The organism is Kitasatospora sp. NPDC001261, assembly GCF_042896795.1.
GTDB lineage: Bacteria > Actinomycetota > Actinomycetes > Streptomycetales > Streptomycetaceae > Kitasatospora.
In genome coordinates this window covers 141,052-156,865 of sequence record NZ_JBIAXP010000011.1, presented here as the reverse complement: position 1 = coordinate 156,865, position 15,814 = coordinate 141,052, and the positions used below count along the sequence as shown (strand labels likewise).

Annotated in this window: 17 protein-coding genes and 1 pseudogene; 10 read left to right on the top strand and 8 right to left on the bottom strand. The window is 73.9% G+C overall.

The genetic code is table 11. The features are described from left to right. Nucleotides 1-9 precede the first annotated feature (9 nt). Nucleotides 10-1,050 carry a class II fructose-bisphosphatase gene (glpX, locus tag ACFY4B_RS16965; RefSeq protein WP_049651720.1) on the bottom strand — a complete coding sequence of 347 codons (1,041 nt, stop codon included), beginning with the start codon at nucleotides 1,048-1,050 and terminating at the stop codon, nucleotides 10-12. Nucleotides 1,051-1,265: 215 nt separating this feature from the next. Here glpX and ACFY4B_RS16960 point away from each other — a divergent pair, with 215 nt between their 5' ends. Then, the gene (locus tag ACFY4B_RS16960) at nucleotides 1,266-1,802 is read left to right on the top strand and encodes a DUF4245 domain-containing protein (protein WP_369808295.1); all 537 of its coding nucleotides are present in this window, start codon (nucleotides 1,266-1,268) and stop codon (nucleotides 1,800-1,802) included. Nucleotides 1,803-1,907: 105 nt separating this feature from the next. On the opposite strand, the gene ACFY4B_RS16955 is transcribed toward ACFY4B_RS16960, so the two are convergent. The 4 genes from ACFY4B_RS16955 to ACFY4B_RS16940 form a co-directional block, all read right to left on the bottom strand. Beyond that, a complete protein-coding gene (locus ACFY4B_RS16955) occupies nucleotides 1,908-2,510 on the bottom strand; it encodes a malonic semialdehyde reductase (RefSeq protein WP_049651722.1) in 603 nt (200 codons plus the stop codon). Nucleotides 2,511-2,620: 110 nt separating this feature from the next. Then, on the bottom strand, nucleotides 2,621-2,878 hold the full coding sequence (locus ACFY4B_RS16950) for an exodeoxyribonuclease VII small subunit (RefSeq protein WP_049651723.1): 258 nt from the start codon (nucleotides 2,876-2,878) through the stop codon (nucleotides 2,621-2,623). 32 nt (nucleotides 2,879-2,910) lie between these two features. Next, nucleotides 2,911-4,125, bottom strand: a complete 1,215-nt coding sequence (gene xseA / locus ACFY4B_RS16945) for an exodeoxyribonuclease VII large subunit (protein WP_387968459.1) — start codon at nucleotides 4,123-4,125, stop codon at nucleotides 2,911-2,913. A 69-nt stretch (nucleotides 4,126-4,194) separates the two neighbouring features. Further along, nucleotides 4,195-5,571, bottom strand: coding sequence for an APC family permease (locus tag ACFY4B_RS16940; RefSeq protein WP_387968458.1), 1,377 nt, complete (start codon nucleotides 5,569-5,571; stop codon nucleotides 4,195-4,197). Between the two features lie 120 nt (nucleotides 5,572-5,691). Between ACFY4B_RS16940 and ACFY4B_RS16935 the strand changes: the two genes are divergently transcribed. Next, nucleotides 5,692-6,666, top strand: coding sequence for a 4-hydroxy-3-methylbut-2-enyl diphosphate reductase (locus tag ACFY4B_RS16935; RefSeq protein WP_049651726.1), 975 nt, complete (start codon nucleotides 5,692-5,694; stop codon nucleotides 6,664-6,666). Nucleotides 6,667-6,814: 148 nt separating this feature from the next. Then, nucleotides 6,815-7,561: a polyphosphate--glucose phosphotransferase gene (gene ppgK, locus ACFY4B_RS16930; RefSeq protein ID WP_049651727.1), complete on the top strand. Its 747-nt coding sequence runs from the start codon at nucleotides 6,815-6,817 to the stop codon at nucleotides 7,559-7,561. A 24-nt stretch (nucleotides 7,562-7,585) separates the two neighbouring features. Here the strand turns inward: ppgK and ACFY4B_RS16925 are convergent, their stop codons facing one another. Beyond that, nucleotides 7,586-8,221 carry a DUF6542 domain-containing protein gene (locus ACFY4B_RS16925; RefSeq protein ID WP_387968456.1) on the bottom strand — a complete coding sequence of 212 codons (636 nt, stop codon included), beginning with the start codon at nucleotides 8,219-8,221 and terminating at the stop codon, nucleotides 7,586-7,588. A gap of 188 nt (nucleotides 8,222-8,409) precedes the next feature. On the opposite strand from ACFY4B_RS16925, the gene ACFY4B_RS16920 reads away from it, so the two are divergent. The 4 genes from ACFY4B_RS16920 to ACFY4B_RS16905 all read left to right on the top strand — a co-directional run bounded on the left by ACFY4B_RS16920 (nucleotide 8,410) and on the right by ACFY4B_RS16905 (nucleotide 10,624). Beyond that, nucleotides 8,410-8,799: a VOC family protein gene (locus ACFY4B_RS16920; protein ID WP_375874162.1), complete on the top strand. Its 390-nt coding sequence runs from the start codon at nucleotides 8,410-8,412 to the stop codon at nucleotides 8,797-8,799. Between the two features lie 84 nt (nucleotides 8,800-8,883). Then, nucleotides 8,884-9,957, top strand: coding sequence for a redox-regulated ATPase YchF (gene ychF, locus ACFY4B_RS16915; RefSeq protein ID WP_049658400.1), 1,074 nt, complete (start codon nucleotides 8,884-8,886; stop codon nucleotides 9,955-9,957). 134 nt (nucleotides 9,958-10,091) lie between these two features. Beyond that, a complete protein-coding gene (locus ACFY4B_RS16910) occupies nucleotides 10,092-10,373 on the top strand; it encodes a type II toxin-antitoxin system Phd/YefM family antitoxin (protein WP_380782042.1) in 282 nt (93 codons plus the stop codon). Beyond that, on the top strand, nucleotides 10,370-10,624 hold the full coding sequence (locus ACFY4B_RS16905) for a Txe/YoeB family addiction module toxin (protein ID WP_030236528.1): 255 nt from the start codon (nucleotides 10,370-10,372) through the stop codon (nucleotides 10,622-10,624). The genes ACFY4B_RS16910 and ACFY4B_RS16905 overlap by 4 nt, the downstream gene beginning before the upstream one ends. A 190-nt stretch (nucleotides 10,625-10,814) precedes the next feature. Here the strand turns inward: ACFY4B_RS16905 and ACFY4B_RS16900 are convergent, their stop codons facing one another. Both ACFY4B_RS16900 and ACFY4B_RS16895 read right to left on the bottom strand, forming a co-directional pair. Continuing rightward, on the bottom strand, nucleotides 10,815-11,477 hold the full coding sequence (locus ACFY4B_RS16900; RefSeq protein ID WP_074001343.1) for an HAD-IA family hydrolase: 663 nt from the start codon (nucleotides 11,475-11,477) through the stop codon (nucleotides 10,815-10,817). A gap of 76 nt (nucleotides 11,478-11,553) precedes the next feature. Beyond that, nucleotides 11,554-12,695: pseudogene (locus ACFY4B_RS16895) on the bottom strand (dihydrofolate reductase family protein). Between the two features lie 164 nt (nucleotides 12,696-12,859). On the opposite strand from ACFY4B_RS16895, the gene ACFY4B_RS16890 reads away from it, so the two are divergent. From ACFY4B_RS16890 to ACFY4B_RS16880, 3 genes are all read left to right on the top strand, one after another. Continuing rightward, on the top strand, nucleotides 12,860-13,678 hold the full coding sequence (locus ACFY4B_RS16890) for a methyltransferase domain-containing protein (RefSeq protein ID WP_375874158.1): 819 nt from the start codon (nucleotides 12,860-12,862) through the stop codon (nucleotides 13,676-13,678). 171 nt (nucleotides 13,679-13,849) lie between these two features. Beyond that, nucleotides 13,850-15,400, top strand: coding sequence for a DUF4190 domain-containing protein (locus ACFY4B_RS16885; protein ID WP_387968453.1), 1,551 nt, complete (start codon nucleotides 13,850-13,852; stop codon nucleotides 15,398-15,400). Nucleotides 15,401-15,568: 168 nt separating this feature from the next. Then, entirely contained in the window at nucleotides 15,569-15,763 is a 195-nt protein-coding gene (locus ACFY4B_RS16880) for an SPOR domain-containing protein (protein WP_387968451.1), read from the top strand. Nucleotides 15,764-15,814: the final 51 nt, after the last annotated feature.

Here is a 15,814-nt window from a genome sequence, read left to right as displayed (position 1 = left end):
TGCCCGGGCTCAGTTGGCGCGGTCGAAGTCGATCGCGCTGTACGCCCGCAGCTTCGAGAGCTTGTGGGTGGAGTTGATCTCGCGGATGGTGCCGCTCTTGGAGCGCATCACCAGCGAGCTGGTGGTGGCGGTCTCCGAGCGGTAGTGCACGCCGCGCAGCAGCTCGCCGTCGGTGATGCCGGTGGCGACGAAGAACACGTTCTCGCCGCTGACCAGGTCGTCCGTGGTGAGCACCCGGTCCAGGTCGTGGCCGGCGTCCAGGGCCTTCTGCCGCTCGGCGTCGTCCTTGGGCCACAGCCGGCCCTGGATCACGCCGCCCATGCACTTCATCGCGCAGGCCGCGATGATGCCCTCCGGGGTGCCGCCGACGCCCATCAGCAGGTCGACGCCGGTGCCCTCGCGGGCGGCCATGATGGCGCCGGCCACGTCGCCGTCCGAGATGAACTTGATCCGGGCGCCCGCCTCGCGGATCTCCCGGACCAGGCCGTCGTGGCGCGGGCGGTCGAGCACCACGACGGTGACGTCCTCGACGGCGCTGCCCTTGGCCTTGGCGACCCGGCGGATGTTGACCGCCGCCGGGGCGGTGATGTCGACGAACTCGGCCGCCTCCGGCCCGGCCACCAGCTTGTCCATGTAGAACACGGCGCTGGGGTCGAACATGGTGCCGCGGTCGGCGACGGCCAGTACGGCCACCGCGTTGTTCATGCCCTTGGCGGTCAGCGTGGTGCCGTCCACCGGGTCGACCGCGACGTCGCACTCGGCGCCGGTGCCGTCGCCGACCCGCTCGCCGTTGTAGAGCATCGGGGCTTCGTCCTTCTCGCCCTCGCCGATGACGACGACGCCGTTCATCGAGACGGTCGAGACGAGGGTGCGCATCGCCTTCACGGCGGCGCCGTCCGCGCCGTTCTTGTCACCCCGGCCGACCCACCGGCCGGCGGCCATCGCGGCCGCCTCGGTGACCCGGACGAGTTCGAGCGCGAGGTTCCGGTCCGGAGCCTCGGGCGCGACCTCCAGGGCACTGGGAAGCTGGTGCGGGTACTGCGTGGACATCGTCGTTACCTCTCTGTACGCGACGACCAGTGAGCGCCCGACTACTGCCAGGTCGAACGCCGTGGTGAGGGTATTGCGATCGTATCTGCCCACGAGATGACTGTCTGTGGCGCGGGTCGCTGCTCTGTGGCGGAAAACGCCTGTTCATCCCGTTTCACCCGGACGTGAATACCCCTGGTGACCGCCCCGGGATGTGGATGAGTCACCATGTGGGGGTGGCAGCAGACAACAAGGGCATGAGGGGCCGGCAGACCGTACGGGACATGGTCCTGTCGATGCTGGTGGTCGGTTTCGTCGTCTGGATCGGGTACCTGTTCCTCCCGCACGACGCCAACGGCGACCCGGTGCACGAGGTCGCGTACAAGGTGGAGACCTCCACCGCCAGGCGTGCGGCGCCGTACCCGGTGCTCTCCCCGGAGGGGCTGTCCGACAAGTGGCGGGCCACCTCGGTCAGCTACAAGCCGGCCGACCAGAACAACGGCAGGGGCAACGCCTGGCACCTGGGCTTCGTGACCCCCTCCGGCCAGTACGCGGCGGTCGAGCAGAGCGACGTGCCGCGCGACTCCCTGCTGGCCGCCTACGTGACGGGCGCCAAGCCGGACGGCACCGCCGAGGTGGCCGGCCGCGCCTGGGAGCGCGTGCAGGGCGAGAAGGCCCGCGCGCTGACCGTGCAGACCGGCCCCGGGACCACCCTGCTCACCGGCACCGCCTCCTACGAGGAGCTGACCGAACTGGCGCAGGCGCTCAAGTAGCCCGCCCCCGTTCCACCCCGCCCGGCACGCGCCGGAGCACCCTGGACGACGCCGAAGGGCCCCGCACCGGACGAACCGGTGCGGGGCCCTTGCGCGCGGGGCGGATCAGACGGTGGTGACGACCTCGTCGTAGGCCAGGCGCGGCGAACGCGGGAACCAGGCGTCGTCGCCCGGCTTGCCGATGTTGACCACGGCCAGCACCGAGTGCTCGCCGTCGCCGAAGAACTCCTTGTTGATGCCCTCGGCGTCGTAGCCGGTCATCGGGCCGGCGGCCAGGCCGGCGGCGCGCACGCCGATGATGAAGTACGCGGCCTGCAGGGCGCCGTTCAGCGTGGCGGACTGCTCACGGACGCTGCGCTCCGAGAAGAAGACGTCCTTGGCCTGCGGGAAGTGCGGGAACTGGGTCGGCAGCTCCTCGTGGAACTCGTTGTCCGCGGCGAGGACGGCGACCAGCGGGGCGGCGGCGGTCTTGGCCTTGTTGCCGTCCGCGAGGTGCTGGACGAGGCGCTCGCGGCCCTCGGCCGAGCGGACCAGGACGACGCGCAGCGGCTGCTGGTTGAAGGCGGTCGGGCCGTACTTGACCAGCTCGTAGATGGCCTGGACCTGCTCCTCGGTGACCGGCTCGTCGGTGAAGGTGTTCGCGGTGCGGGCCTCGCGGAACAGCAGGTCCTGGGCGGCGGCGTCGAGTACCAGGGCGTCGGTGGTCATGCTTCTGCACCTCATGCGAAAGGGGGTTCGTCGGTATGATCGGCCGCAGCCGGTCACTTCATCCAACATAGGTGAAGTTTCAACGATTCCCCAAGCGAATGTGACCTGCCTCACTCCCCGCCCGGGCCCGCGCCCTCCTCGGCGGCCAGGGCGGCGTCCAGCCGGGCCCGGGCGCCGTCCAGCCAGCGCTGGCACACCTTCGCCAGCTGCTCGCCGCGCTCCCACAGGGCCAGCGACTCCTCCAGCGACGTCCCGCCGTTCTCCAGCTGCCGGACGACGTCCAGCAGCGCGTCCCGGGCGTGCTCGTAGCCCAGCGCGTCGTCCGGGTTCGGCGCCGCCGCGTCCTGCTGCTCCTGCTGCTCTGCCATGCGTGCCAGCGTAGGGGGTGCGGGTGACAGCGTCAGCCCGCGTCGGCCGCGGTGACGTCGAAGCCGCCGCCCGCCACCCGGGCGTGCAGCCCCTCGCCGGGCGCGACCTGCGCCGGGTCGGTCACCACCGTGCCGTCCGCCCGCTGGAGCACCGCGTAGCCGCGCTCCAGGGTGGCCGCCGGGGAGAGCGCCACCACCCGGGCCAGGGTGTGGCCGAGGTCGCTCTGCGCGTGGTCCAGTCGGTGCCGCAGGGTGCGCCGGGCCCGCTCCAGCAGGCCGTCCACCTCCTGCCCGCGCCCGTCCAGCATCCGGTGCGGGGCGGCCAGCGCCGGGCGGCTGCGCACCCCGTCCAGCCCGTGCTGCTCGCGGTCGACCCGGGACAGCACGTGCCGGCGGGCGCGGTCGCGCAGCTGACGGACCTTGGCCAGCTCCTCGCCGACGTCCGGAACCACCCGTTTGGCCGCATCGGTCGGGGTGGAGGCGCGCAGGTCGGCCACGAAGTCCAGCAGCGGCTGGTCGGGCTCGTGCCCGATCGCGCTCACCACCGGCGTACGGGCGGCCGCGACCAGCCGCACCAGCCCCTCGTCCGAGAACGGCAGCAGGTCCTCCACGCTGCCGCCGCCGCGGGCCACGATGATCACGTCCACCTCGGGGTGCTCGTCCAGCTCCCGCACCGCCGCGCTCACCCGCTCCACCGCGCTGACCCCCTGCACCGGGACGTTGCGCACCTCGAAGCGGACGGCCGGCCAGCGCCGCCGGGCGTTCTCCAGCACGTCGCGCTCGGCGGCCGAGCCGCGCCCGGTGACCAGCCCGACGCACTGCGGCAGGAACGGCAGCGGCCGCTTGCGCTCGGCCGCGAACAGGCCCTCCCCGGCGAGCCGCCGCTTCAGCTGCTCCAGCCGGGCCAGCAGCTCGCCGAGGCCCACCGGGCGGATCTCCGAGGCGCGCAGCGACAGCTGCCCGCGCGCCGCGTACCACTCCGGCTTGGCGTGCACGACGACCCGCGCGCCCTCCTGCACCACCTCCGCGACCTGGTCGAACACCGAGCGGAAGCAGGTCACCGTGAGCGACACGTCGGCCTGCGGGTCGCGCAGGGTCAGGAACACCACGCCCGCGCCGGGGCGCCGGCTGAGCTGGGTGATCTGCCCCTCCACCCAGACCGCGCCGAGCCGGTCGACCCAGCCGCCGATCAGCGCGGAGACCTTGCCGACCGGGAGCGGCGCTTCGGGGGAGCTGGTGTTGGCCATGCGTACGAGGCTAGCGGCGCGGGCCGACACGGCCGAGACCGCGCCCGGCCCCGCGCGGCCCGACGGCGGTCACCGGGGAAGCCGGGGCGGCCGGCGCCCGTCGGCCCCGCCGCGGGCGGCGCCCTGGACGGCGAGCACCACCAGGCCGACCGCCAGCCAGACCAGCCCGACGATCTGCGCGGTGGGCGAGGCCTCGTACACCACCGCCCCGATCACCGCGATCCCCAGCGCCGGGACGACCACGTGCCGCAGCCACCGCCGCGAGCCGTGCCGCACCGCGTACCAGCCGATCACCGAGGCGTGCAGCAGCGCGAAGGCGGTCAGCGCGCCCACGTTGACCACCGAGGTGAGCTGGTCCAGCCCGTCGTCCCGGTCGGCCGCCCAGACCGCCGCCGCCATCGTGATCACCGCGGCCGCCAGCAGCGCCCGGCGCGGCACCGCGCTGCCCGGGTCGACCGAGCCGAGCAGCCGCGGCAGCCGGCCCTCCCGGCCCATCGCGAAGACCAGCCGCCCGGCCGCGGCCTGCCCGGCCAGGGCCGCGAAGGCCGCGCCGATCGCCTTGCTGGCCGCCACCAGCACGTGCAGCCAGTGCCCGACGCCGCTCTCCACGGTGTCGTAGAAGGCCGAGCCCTGCGCCGCCGGGTCGGCGGCCAGCTGCTGCGGGCCCAGCGGCTCCAGCAGTGCCGCCAGGTAGGTCTGGGCGACGAACAGCACCCCGGCCAGCGCCAGGCACCAGAGCACCGCCCGGGCCACCGCCGCCGAGGCGCCGACCGCCTCCTCCACGAAGGTGGCGATGGCGTCGAAGCCCAGGTAGGAGAGCACCGCGACGGACACCGCGGAGACCACCGCGGTCATCGAGAAGGCCCCGACGGCGGTGAACGGGGTGTCCCAGCCGCGCTGGGCCCCGCCCTGGGCCAGCGCCACCACGGCCGCGGCCACGAACACCGCCAGCACCGCGATCTCCATCGCGAGCACCGCGAAGCCGACCACCGCCGCCGTCCGCACCCCGACCAGGTTGAGCGCGGTGGTCACCACCACCGCGAGCGCCGTCCAGACCCAGCGCGAGACGTCCGGCACCAGGGAGTTCAGCGCGATCCCGGAGAACAGGTAGGCCACGGCGGGGATCAGGAGGTAGTCGAGCATCGCCATCCACCCGGCGATGAAGCCCGGTCCCTCGCCCAGCCCGGCCCGGGCGTAGGCGAACACCGAGCCGGTCTGCGGCACCGCGCGCACCATCTGGGCGTACGAGAAGGCGGTGAAGCCCATCGCCACCGTCGCGGCCAGGTACACCGTGGCGACGGCGCCGTGGCTCTTGGCGTCCAGCACGCCGAAGACGCCGACCGGGGCCATCGGGGCGATGAACAGCAGTCCGTAGACCATCAGATCGCGGACGCCCAGGCTGCGGCGCAGGCCGCTCGGCGTCACCTGCTCGCTCACAGAGCTCATAGACACCATATTTTGAGTGCTGTTGACCGGGTCTGCACGGAATGTGTCCGCCGTCGGCGCGGCTTCGCGCCGGGGGCCCGGCGGGCGGGCGCCGCTCGCGGCCGCCCGTACGATGGAGCCATGTCCAAGACCGCGCAGCGCCGTGTCCTGCTCGCCGCCCCCCGGGGCTACTGCGCGGGAGTCGACCGCGCCGTGATCGCCGTGGAGAAGGCCCTGGAGCAGTACGGGGCGCCCATCTACGTCCGCAAGCAGATCGTCCACAACAAGTACGTGGTGCAGACCCTGGAGAAGAAGGGCGCGATCTTCGTCGACGAGACGGAGGAGGTGCCCGAGGGCTCGATCGTCGTCTTCTCCGCGCACGGCGTCGCCCCGGCCGTCCACGACGAGGCGCGGGCCGGCCGGCTGGCCACCATCGACGCGACCTGCCCGCTGGTCACCAAGGTGCACAAGGAGGCCGTGCGCTTCGCCGACGAGGGCTTCGACATCCTGCTGGTGGGCCACGAGGGCCACGAGGAGGTCATCGGCACCATGGGCGAGGCCCCGGACCGGATCCACCTGGTGGACGGTGCCGAGGACGTCGCCAACGTGCAGGTCCGGGACGAGTCCAAGGTCGTCTGGCTGTCCCAGACCACCCTGTCCGTGGACGAGACCATGGCCACCGTCGGCGAGCTGAAGAAGCGCTTCCCGGGGCTGGTCAGCCCGCCCAGCGACGACATCTGCTACGCCACCCAGAACCGCCAGGTCGCGGTCAAGCAGCTGGCCCCGGAGACCGACCTGCTGATCGTGGTCGGCTCCAAGAACTCCTCCAACTCCGTCCGCCTGGTCGAGGTCGGCCTGGAGTACGGCGCCAAGGCCGCCCACCTGGTGGACTTCGCCGAGGAGATCCGCGAGGAGTGGCTGGAGGGCGTCACCACGGTCGGCCTGACCAGCGGCGCCTCGGTGCCGGAGATCCTGGTCGACGGCGTGCTGGAGTTCCTGGCCACGCGCGGTTACGACACGGTCGAGACGGTCAAGACCGCCGAGGAGCACCTGACCTTCTCGCTGCCCAAGGAACTGCGCCGTGACCTGCGCGCCGAGGCGGCGGGCAAGCTCTGACCCCACCCGGAAGGCCCGGCACCCCGCACGGGGCGCCGGGCCTTCCGCTGTGCGCGCCCGGGCGCGCTCTCGTAGCTTTGTGCACAGGCTGTGGACAAGGCACCGGCCGCGGACGCCCGTCCGCGGCCGACGGCGGAGGGCGGACGTGATGACGGCGGTATTCGGCGTGGACATCGGCGGCTCGGGGATCAAGGGCGCGCCCGTCGACCTCGCCCGGGGCGTGCTCGCCGAGGAGCGCCGGAAGGTGCTCACCCCGCAGCCGTCCGCCCCCGAGGCCGTGGTCGCCGCCGTCTGCGAGGTGGTCCGCCACTTCGACCACCAGGGCCCGGTCGGGCTGACCTTCCCCGGCGTGGTCGTCGACGGTCACACCAGGACGGCCGCCAACGTGGACAAGGGCTGGATCGGCCTGGACGCGGCGGGCCTCTTCCGCCAGGCGCTCGGCATGCCCGCGACCGTCCTGAACGACGCGGACGCGGCCGGGCTGGCCGAGCTGACCCACGGTGCCGGGCGGGGCGAGTCGGGCGTGGTCCTGGTGCTCACCTTCGGCACCGGCATCGGCAGCGCCCTGTTCGTCGACGGGACGCTGGTGCCCAACACCGAGCTGGGCCACCTGGAGCTGCGTGGCAAGGACGCCGAGCGCCGGGCCTCCTCGGCCGCCAAGGAGCGGCATGGGCTGGACTGGGAGCAGTGGGCCGGGCGGGTCGACGAGTACCTGGACCTGGTGGAGATGCTCTTCTCGCCGGGGCTGATCGTGATCGGCGGCGGGGTGAGCCGCAAGCACGAGAAGTTCCTGCCGCTGCTGAAGGACCGCCGGGCACGGGTGGTGCCGGCGGAGCTGCGCAACGACGCGGGCATCGTCGGGGCCGCCATGGCGGCGGCCCGGGCCGGGGGCTGAGGGGCGCTCGCGCGGCGCCGCCGCTCAGCGGGAGCGCTGGATCCGGCGCTGGGCGACGAACCGGGCGAGCACGATCAGCGCGGCCAGCCCGGTGCCGGAGAACAGCCAGCCGGCCCGCAGCGCCAGCCCGGTCGCCAGCGAGACCACCTGGGCGGTGACGCCCGGGGAGCCCACCGGTTCGAGCAGCAGCAGCGCGAGGGCGAAGGCGATCGGCCCGCTGATCGGTGCGGCCAGCAGGTCGGCGTAGCGCACCCGGACGGCGAGCTGGAAGCAGACCACCAGGTAGCCGAGGCCGAACAGCCAGCCCAGGCCGTCGAACAGCAGCCGGTCCACGCCCGCCACCGCGAGCGTCGCCAGGACGGCGACCAGCCCGGTGCCGATGGCCGTCAGCCGGGTCGGCCGGCCGGTGCGCCGTCGCCCGTACAGCGGCTCGTCGCCGCGCCCGCGCAGCGGCAGGCGCAGCCGGGGGGCGGCCGGGCGGGCGGCCGGGCGCCCGGCGGACGGGCCGGCCGAAGGGCGGGGGCGGGAGCCGGGGGCGGGTCCGGAGGGGGCTCCGGCGGTCTCGGGAGCCCGGCCTGGACCGGGGACGGCGGCTGCGGCCGCGCCGGTCGGCGGACGGCGTCTGGGCCCTGGCGGCTGGGTACGGATGCTCTGCTCCACCCGCCCAACGTACGGTCCGATCATCGCCACACTGTGTAATGGACCGTTCAGGTCTTGTCCCGTGTCTCCGGACGGAGTACTGATGTGATCGTCACTCAGGTCGTCACGCAGGTCGGCTGACCTGCCCGATCGAGTCGGCACACGACGACCACCGGATCCGTTCACGGGTCTCTCCACGGGGGAACAGCATGACCGATTTCACCTTCGAACGGCTCGACCACGTCCAGCTCGACATCCCGGCCGGCGCCGAGGACGAGTGCCGCGCCTTCTGGTCCGGAGTGCTCGGCATGACCGAGCTGGCGAAGCCGCCGGTGCTGGCCGCCCGCGGCGGCTGCTGGTTCCGCGGCGGCGGGGTCGAGGTGCACCTGGGCGTGGCCCCGGACTTCCGCCCGTCCCGCAAGGGGCACCCGGGCATCCTGGTCCGTTCGCTGGACGCCCTCGCCGACCGCCTCGCCGCGCACGGCCACCCGGTGACCTGGGACGACAACCTGCCCGGCCACCGGCGCTTCTACGCCGACGACAAGCTGGGCAACCGGCTGGAGTTCCTGGAGCCCCGGGCGGCGCCGACCGAGGAGTGAGGCGGAGCGGGGGCTGCCCGTAGACTTGGGGGTCGGCCCGTACGGTGCCGACCCAACTCCTCCAAGCCCACGGGACTGCGCTTCATGTCGCTCACGATCGGAATCGTCGGCCTGCCGAACGTCGGCAAGTCGACCCTGTTCAACGCCCTGACCAAGAACGACGTGCTGGCGGCCAACTACCCGTTCGCCACCATCGAGCCGAACGTCGGCGTGGTGGGCGTCCCGGACGCTCGGCTGGCCAAGCTCGCCGAGATCTTCGGCTCCCAGCGCATCCTCCCGGCCACCGTCGACTTCGTCGACATCGCCGGCATCGTGCGCGGCGCCAGCGAGGGCGAGGGCCTGGGCAACAAGTTCCTCGCCAACATCCGCGAGTCCGACGCGATCTGCCAGGTCGTGCGCGCCTTCACCGACCCGGACGTGGTGCACGTGGACGGCAAGGTGTCGCCCAAGGACGACATCGAGACCATCCACACCGAGCTGATCCTGGCCGACCTCCAGACCATCGAGAAGGTCCTGCCGCGGCTCCAGAAGGAGGCGCGCCTCAAGAAGGACACCGCCCCCGTGCTGGCCGCCGCCGAGGCCGCGCAGGCGATCCTGGAGACCGGCAAGACCCTCTTCGAGGCCGGCTTCGACACCGCCCCGATCCGCGACCTCCACCTGCTGACCGCCAAGCCCTTCCTCTACGTCTTCAACGTGGACGAGGCCGAGCTGGCCGACGAGGACTTCAAGGACGCCCAGCGCGAGCTGGTCGCCCCGGCCGAGGCGATCTTCCTGAACGCCAAGATCGAGTCCGAGCTGATCGAGCTGGACGACGCCGAGGCCCTGGAGCTGCTCCAGTCCATGGGCCAGGAGGAGCCCGGCCTCGCCACCCTCGCCCGGGTCGGCTTCAACACCCTCGGCCTCCAGACCTACCTGACGGCCGGCCCCAAGGAAACCCGCGCCTGGACCATCAAGAAGGGCGCCACCGCCCCCGAGGCCGCCGGAGTCATCCACACCGACTTCCAGAAGGGCTTCATCAAGGCCGAGGTGATCTCCTTCGCCGACCTGGTCGAGACCGGCTCCATCGCCGAGGCCCGCGCCAAGGGCAAGGCCCGCATCGAGGGCAAGGAGTACGTCATGCAGGACGGCGACGTCGTGGAGTTCCGCTTCAACGTCTGACCGGGTAGCGCAACTCCCGCACAAGGGGTCGGACTTCCAGGGGAAGTCCGACCCCTTCGGCATGTGTCCGTCCGGCTCGACGATGCCCCCGAGTGGTACGCTTTTTCGTACCACTTGCGGAAGGGGTTCCCATCATGTCCATCACCGCGAGCGAGGCCCGCCGGGACCTCTTCCCGTTGATCAAGAAGGTCAACGAGGACCACGACGCCATCGAGATCGTCTCCAGGCACGGGAATGCCGTACTCGTCTCGGCCGAGGACTACGCGGCCCTGCGCGAAGGCTCGTACCTGCTGCGCTCACCCGCCAACGCCCGGCGGCTGCTCAAGGCCTACGAGAACGCCCTCGGCGGCGCGGGGCTTTCCGAGCGGGAGCTGATCGACCCGGATGTGGCGGGTCCCGAGAAGGGTGCCGCGTGAGGCTCGTCTTCGAGGAGACCGGCTGGGAGGACTACACCTCCTGGCTCAAGAGCGACCGCAAGATGCTTGCCCGGATCAACAAGCTCATCGAGGACGTGTTGCGCGACCCGTTCACTGGCATCGGCAAGCCCGAGCCACTGAAGTACCACTTGCCCGGGGCCTGGTCGCGGCGGATCGACGACGAGCACCGCCTCGTCTACCTGGTGACGGACCGGGAGATCATCGTTCTGGCCGCCCGCTACCACTACTGATGGCCGGCGTCGAGTTCGAGTCACCGTGCTGATTCTGTGCTGACTTGGGTCGCCGGGATCAGCATCTTCGCAGGTCACAGCCGCATGGTGAGCATTCCGCTTCAATGTCTGACGGCCGGCCGTCGCCGCGTACCCGGACCGCCCGGGCCCCGTGTTCGTACGGGGCCCGGGCGGTGCGGTGTTTCCGGGGTCAGCCGACGGTGACGGTGAGGAGGCCGTCGGGGGCGGCGGTGACGGTGACGGTGGTGAGGGTGTCGGCGTGGGCGTCCGGGTGGTGGGGGAGGGCGCGCGGGCCGACGCCGACGACGCGGACGCCGGCGGCCTTGGCGGCGGCGATGCCGGCGCCGGAGTCCTCGAAGGCGAGGCAGTCGGCGGGGGCGAAGCCGAGGTCGGCGGCGCCCTTGAGGAATCCCTCGGGGTCGGGCTTGCTGGCGCCGACGGACTCGGCGGTGACCAGGACGGACGGCATCGGGAGCCCGGCGGCGGTCATCCGGATCCGGGCGAGCGGCAGGTCGGCGGAGGTGACCAGGGCGTGCGGGAGGCCGGTCAGTGAGGCGAGGAAGGCGGCGGCGCCGGGCACCGGGACGACGCCCTCGGTGTCGGCGCGCTCCTCGGCGAGGATCCGCTCGTTGTCGGCCAGGTTGAGCTCGGCCGGGCGGTCGGGCAGCAGGAGGGCCATGGTCGCGTGGCCCTGGCGGCCGTGGGCGACGGCGAGCACCTCGGCGGGGTCCAGGCCGTTCCGCTCGGCCCAGCGGCTGAAGCAGCGCTCGACCACGGCGTCGGAGTTGACGAGGGTGCCGTCCATGTCCAGGAGGAGGGCGCGGGCGGTCAGCCGGACGGGGGCAGCGGTCATGGGGCGGCTCCTCGGGGAGTGTGGCGACGGGAGAGCCGGAGAATGCGAGCTCTTTGTTTCTCGATGATACAAAAGATCATCCGAGCAGGTGGGCATTGACCGCCCGGGCCTCCTCGGCCAGCTCCGACAGCTCCACCACCTCGACCCCGGCCGCCGTCAGCAGCGCGGTGCCCTGGCAGTCGGTGACGAACAGGTCCGGCTCGCGCCAGGCGACCACCACCCGCGGCACGCCCGCCGCGAGGAGCAGCCGGGCGCACGGCATCGGCCGCGAGGCGCGCTGCCCGCAGGGCTCCAGCGAGCTGTAGACGGTCGCCCCGCGCAGCCGCGGGTCGCCCGCCGGGAGCTTGGCCAGTGCCGCCTCCTCGGCGTGGTCGTGCGGGTCCGCCTCCCGGCTGTAGCCCTCCGCCAGCACCGTGCCGTCGGCGCCGACGATCACCGCGCCGACCGAGAAGGCCGTCTCGGACGGCGGGCAGCGGCGGGAGAGCTCGACGGCCCGGCGCAGGTGGTCGAGGTCGGTGGGGGCGGACTGGGTCACGGCGCGGGCTCCTTCGGGGCGTACCTGAGCAGGACGACGTCGCCCACGGTACGTGCCTCCAGCAGTCGCATCCGTCGGGCCGGACCGCCCGGGAACGCGGCCGGGCGGACGAACCGGGGCGCGTCGGCCTGGCCGACAAGCAGCGGGGCGACGGCCAGCTGGAGCTCGTCCGCCAGGCCCTGGGCCAGGAACTGGGTGTGCACGCCCCCGCCGCCCTCGACCATCAGCCGGCGCACCCCGCGGGCGCCCAAGTCGTCCAGCACCGCGCCGAGGTCCACCGCGTCGCCCAGCGCGACCACCTCGGCCAGCCCGTCCAGCCGGGGGCGCAGCACCGCCGCCCCGGCCTCCGTGGTGTAGGCGAGCCGGGCGCCGCCGGTGTGCCAGAACCGCAGGCCGGCGTCGAGTTCGCCGCTCGCGCTGAGCGTCACCTTCAGCGGGTACTCGGGCCGGCCGGCCGCCAGCCGGGCGGCCCGGCGCCCGGGGTCGTTGACCAGCAGCCGGGGGTTGTCGGCGCGCAGCGTGTTGCCGCCGACCAGGACGGCGTCGGCGGCGGCGCGCTCCTCGTCGACCCGGTCGAAGTCGGCGGCGTTGGAGAGCAGCAGCCGGTCGGGGGAGGCGTCGTCGAGGTGGCCGTCGAGCGAGACGGCAGCGCTCAGCAGGACGTAGGGGCGCGGGCCGGGCATGGGCGGGGACCGTTCTGTCGGGGGCGCCTCCACGGTACGGCGGCCGGGTGCGGCCCCGGCCCACGGCGACCGGAATGCGAGACGGATCTTCTCGCCATCCGGGACGAGGAGTAGCGTCGGGGGTGTCGCGGAGCACCGCGGCCGACCGCGCCCAGGGGGACCTCATGACCGGACCGCAGCCCGCCGCCGTCTACACCCACGGCCACCAGGAGGCCGTGCTGCGCTCGCACCGCTCCCGCACCGCCGCCGACTCGGCCGGCTACCTGCTGCCCGAACTGCGGCCCGGCCAGGCCCTGTTGGACGTCGGCTGCGGTCCCGGCACGATCACCGCGGACCTGGCCGCGCTGGTCGGCCCGCAGGGGCGGGTGGTCGCGGTGGACGCCTCCGCCGAGGTGCTGGAGCAGGCCGCCGGACACGTCGCCGGGCGGGGGCTGTCCAACGTCGCCTTCGAGTGCGCCGACGTGCACCGGCTGCCGTACCGGGACGGCGAGTTCGACGTGGTGCACGCCCACCAGGTGCTCCAGCACGTGGCCGACCCGGTGGCCGCGCTGCGCGAGCTGCGGAGGGTGACGGCGCCGGGCGGCGTGGTCGCGGTCCGCGATGTCGACTACGCCTCCATGACCTGGTTCCCGGAGGCGCCCGCGCTGGACCGGTGGCTGGAGCTGTACCGGCGGACCGCCCGCGCCAACGGCGGCGAGCCGGACGCCGGCCGGCGGCTGCTGTCCTGGGCCCGCGCGGCCGGCTTCACCGAGGTCACCGCGAGCTCCTCCACCTGGACGTTCGCGACGCCCGAGCAGCGCGCCTGGTGGGGCGGGATGTGGGCGGACCGGGTGACGGGCACCGCGCTGGGCCGGACGGCGGTCGGGCTGGGCTTCGCGGAGCAGGACGAGCCGGAGCGGATCGCGGACGGCTGGCGGGAGTGGAGCGCCGCCGGGGACGGCTGGTTCTCGATGCTGCACGGGGAGGTGCTGGCCCGCGGCTGAGCGGGCGGAGGGCGGCCCGGAAAGGTCGGGCAGGTGTTCGGAAAGATCGGGTAAAGTCGCGCGACCGTTCAGATCGGGCCCGTGAGGGTCCGTTCGGGTCCGAGCCGTGGCGCGGAGCCATGGTGCCGAGCGCCGAGCCGATGCCCGCCCCGGTGGGTTGGGGGAGTCCACGTGTCCAAGCCTGAGTCCGAGCCGCCCGTCCCGGGGCCGGAGCCGGAGCCGTCCGCGGCCACGGGAACCGACGCGGGTACGGGCGCGGATGCTGGCGCGGGTGGTACGGACGCGACGGAGGCGCCGACGGCCGGTCAGGACCCCCGGGTGGACTTCCGCAAGGCCGCCGCCGAGCCAGCGGGGCCGGTCGAGCCCACGAGCCCGGCCGAGCCGACGAACCCGGCCGAGCCCGCGAGCGCCGCCGAGCCGGTGGCCCCCACCGCCCCCACAGACCCCTGGGCCGCCCCCGACCTCTCCGCCGGCCCGTCCGCCGCCCCGGCCCCGGCCCCGCAGGCCGTCCCGCCGTCGGCCGCCCCGCCCCAGCCGCCGCACCCGCTGCCCGCCGGGGGCTGGGCCTCCGTCACCCCCGCCGCCCAGTCCGGCTTCCAGCCCGGCCACCCGTACGCCCCGGCCCCCGGCCAGGGCCCGGCCGGCGCGCCCGGCCCCGGGTTCGTCGGCCCCGGGTTCGTCCCCGGCCCCGCCCCCACCAACGGCTTCGCCGTCGGCTCCCTGGTCACCGGCCTGCTCTTGGTGGCCCCGGTGGCCCTGGTGTTCGGCGTCCTCGCGCTGGTCCAGATCAACCGCCGCAAGGAGCGCGGCTCCGGCATGGCGGTGACCGGCCTGGTGCTCGGCACGATCGGCACGGTGCTGATGGCCCTGCTGCTCGGCGCGGCCGACTTCAGCTCGGCGCGGGCCGGCCGCTCCGGCCTGCCCCCGAAGGCGCCGGCCGGTTCGGTGCACTGGTCCGACCTCAAGGCCGGCGACTGCTACGACTCCCCCCAGGGCGGGTCGACGGCGGACGGGGGCGGCGACGAGACGGTGTACTGGGTGCACCGGGTGGCCTGCACCGAGCCGCACCACGGCGAGGTGGCGGGCACCGCCGACCTCCTGCTCGGCGCCGGCGCCTACCCGGGCGAGCGCGCGGCCCGCGAGTCGGCCGGCCGGCTGTGCCGCCAGGTGCTGAGCGGCTACGCGCTCGACCAGTGGGCCGTCCCCGACGGCATGGAGGACGTCTACCTCTACCCGACCGAGAAGAACTGGGCGTCCGGCTCGCGGTACGTGACCTGCGCCTACGAGGACCGCGAGGACCGGCACCGGGGCACCGTCCGCACCGACCGCAGCCACCTGACCGCGCCCCAGCTGGCCTACCTGGAGGCCGCCCGGACCTTCAACGACGACTACCTGGACCAGCCGGAGCGGGAGGTCGCCGAGGCCGAGGCCGACTACCGGGCCTGGGCGCGCCGGGTGGCCTCCGCCTCCCGGACCCAGGCGGCGGTGCTGGCCAGGACGGGGGTGGCCTGGCCGGCCGACGTCCAGCCGAGGATCGCCAAGCTGGCCGAGGCCAAGTCGCAGGCGGCCGCCGCCTGGGACGCCGCGGCCTCCGGCGCCGACCTGGCGGGCGACCTCCGCAAGGCCAGGGCCCTGGAGGCCAGGACGACGCCGACGGCTCTGGAGATCCGCCGCGGGCTGGACCTGTCGACCGGGGAGCAGGCGCCCGACCTGCGGGTCTGAGCCGTCCGGAGGCGCGGTTACCGGCCGTTGACCGGGCCCGTACCTGCCGGTAACCCGCCGGCCGTACGGTCGTGGGCACGTCCCCGGCCCGACCCCCACGCGAGCCGGGGACCAGCCCGTCCGCCCCGGGGCGGGCCGACCCGCGGGAGCCCCCGGTACCCTCCGGCCATGGGTACCCACCGGGTGATGCGGCAGGACGACAACGGCAACCGCTTCCTGGTCGCCAAGGACCTCGACCGGGCGGAGGCCCGGCGGCTGGCCGCCGAGTTCGAGGCCCGCGGCCACAAGCAGCTGTACTGGGTCGAGGAGGACGGGGAGGCGGCCCGGCCCGAACCGGAGGACGGGACGGTCCGCAACGCCTGAGCCTCTGCGGCCCCGAGCCCTCCGCAGCGCCTGAGCCCTCCGCGGCCCCGA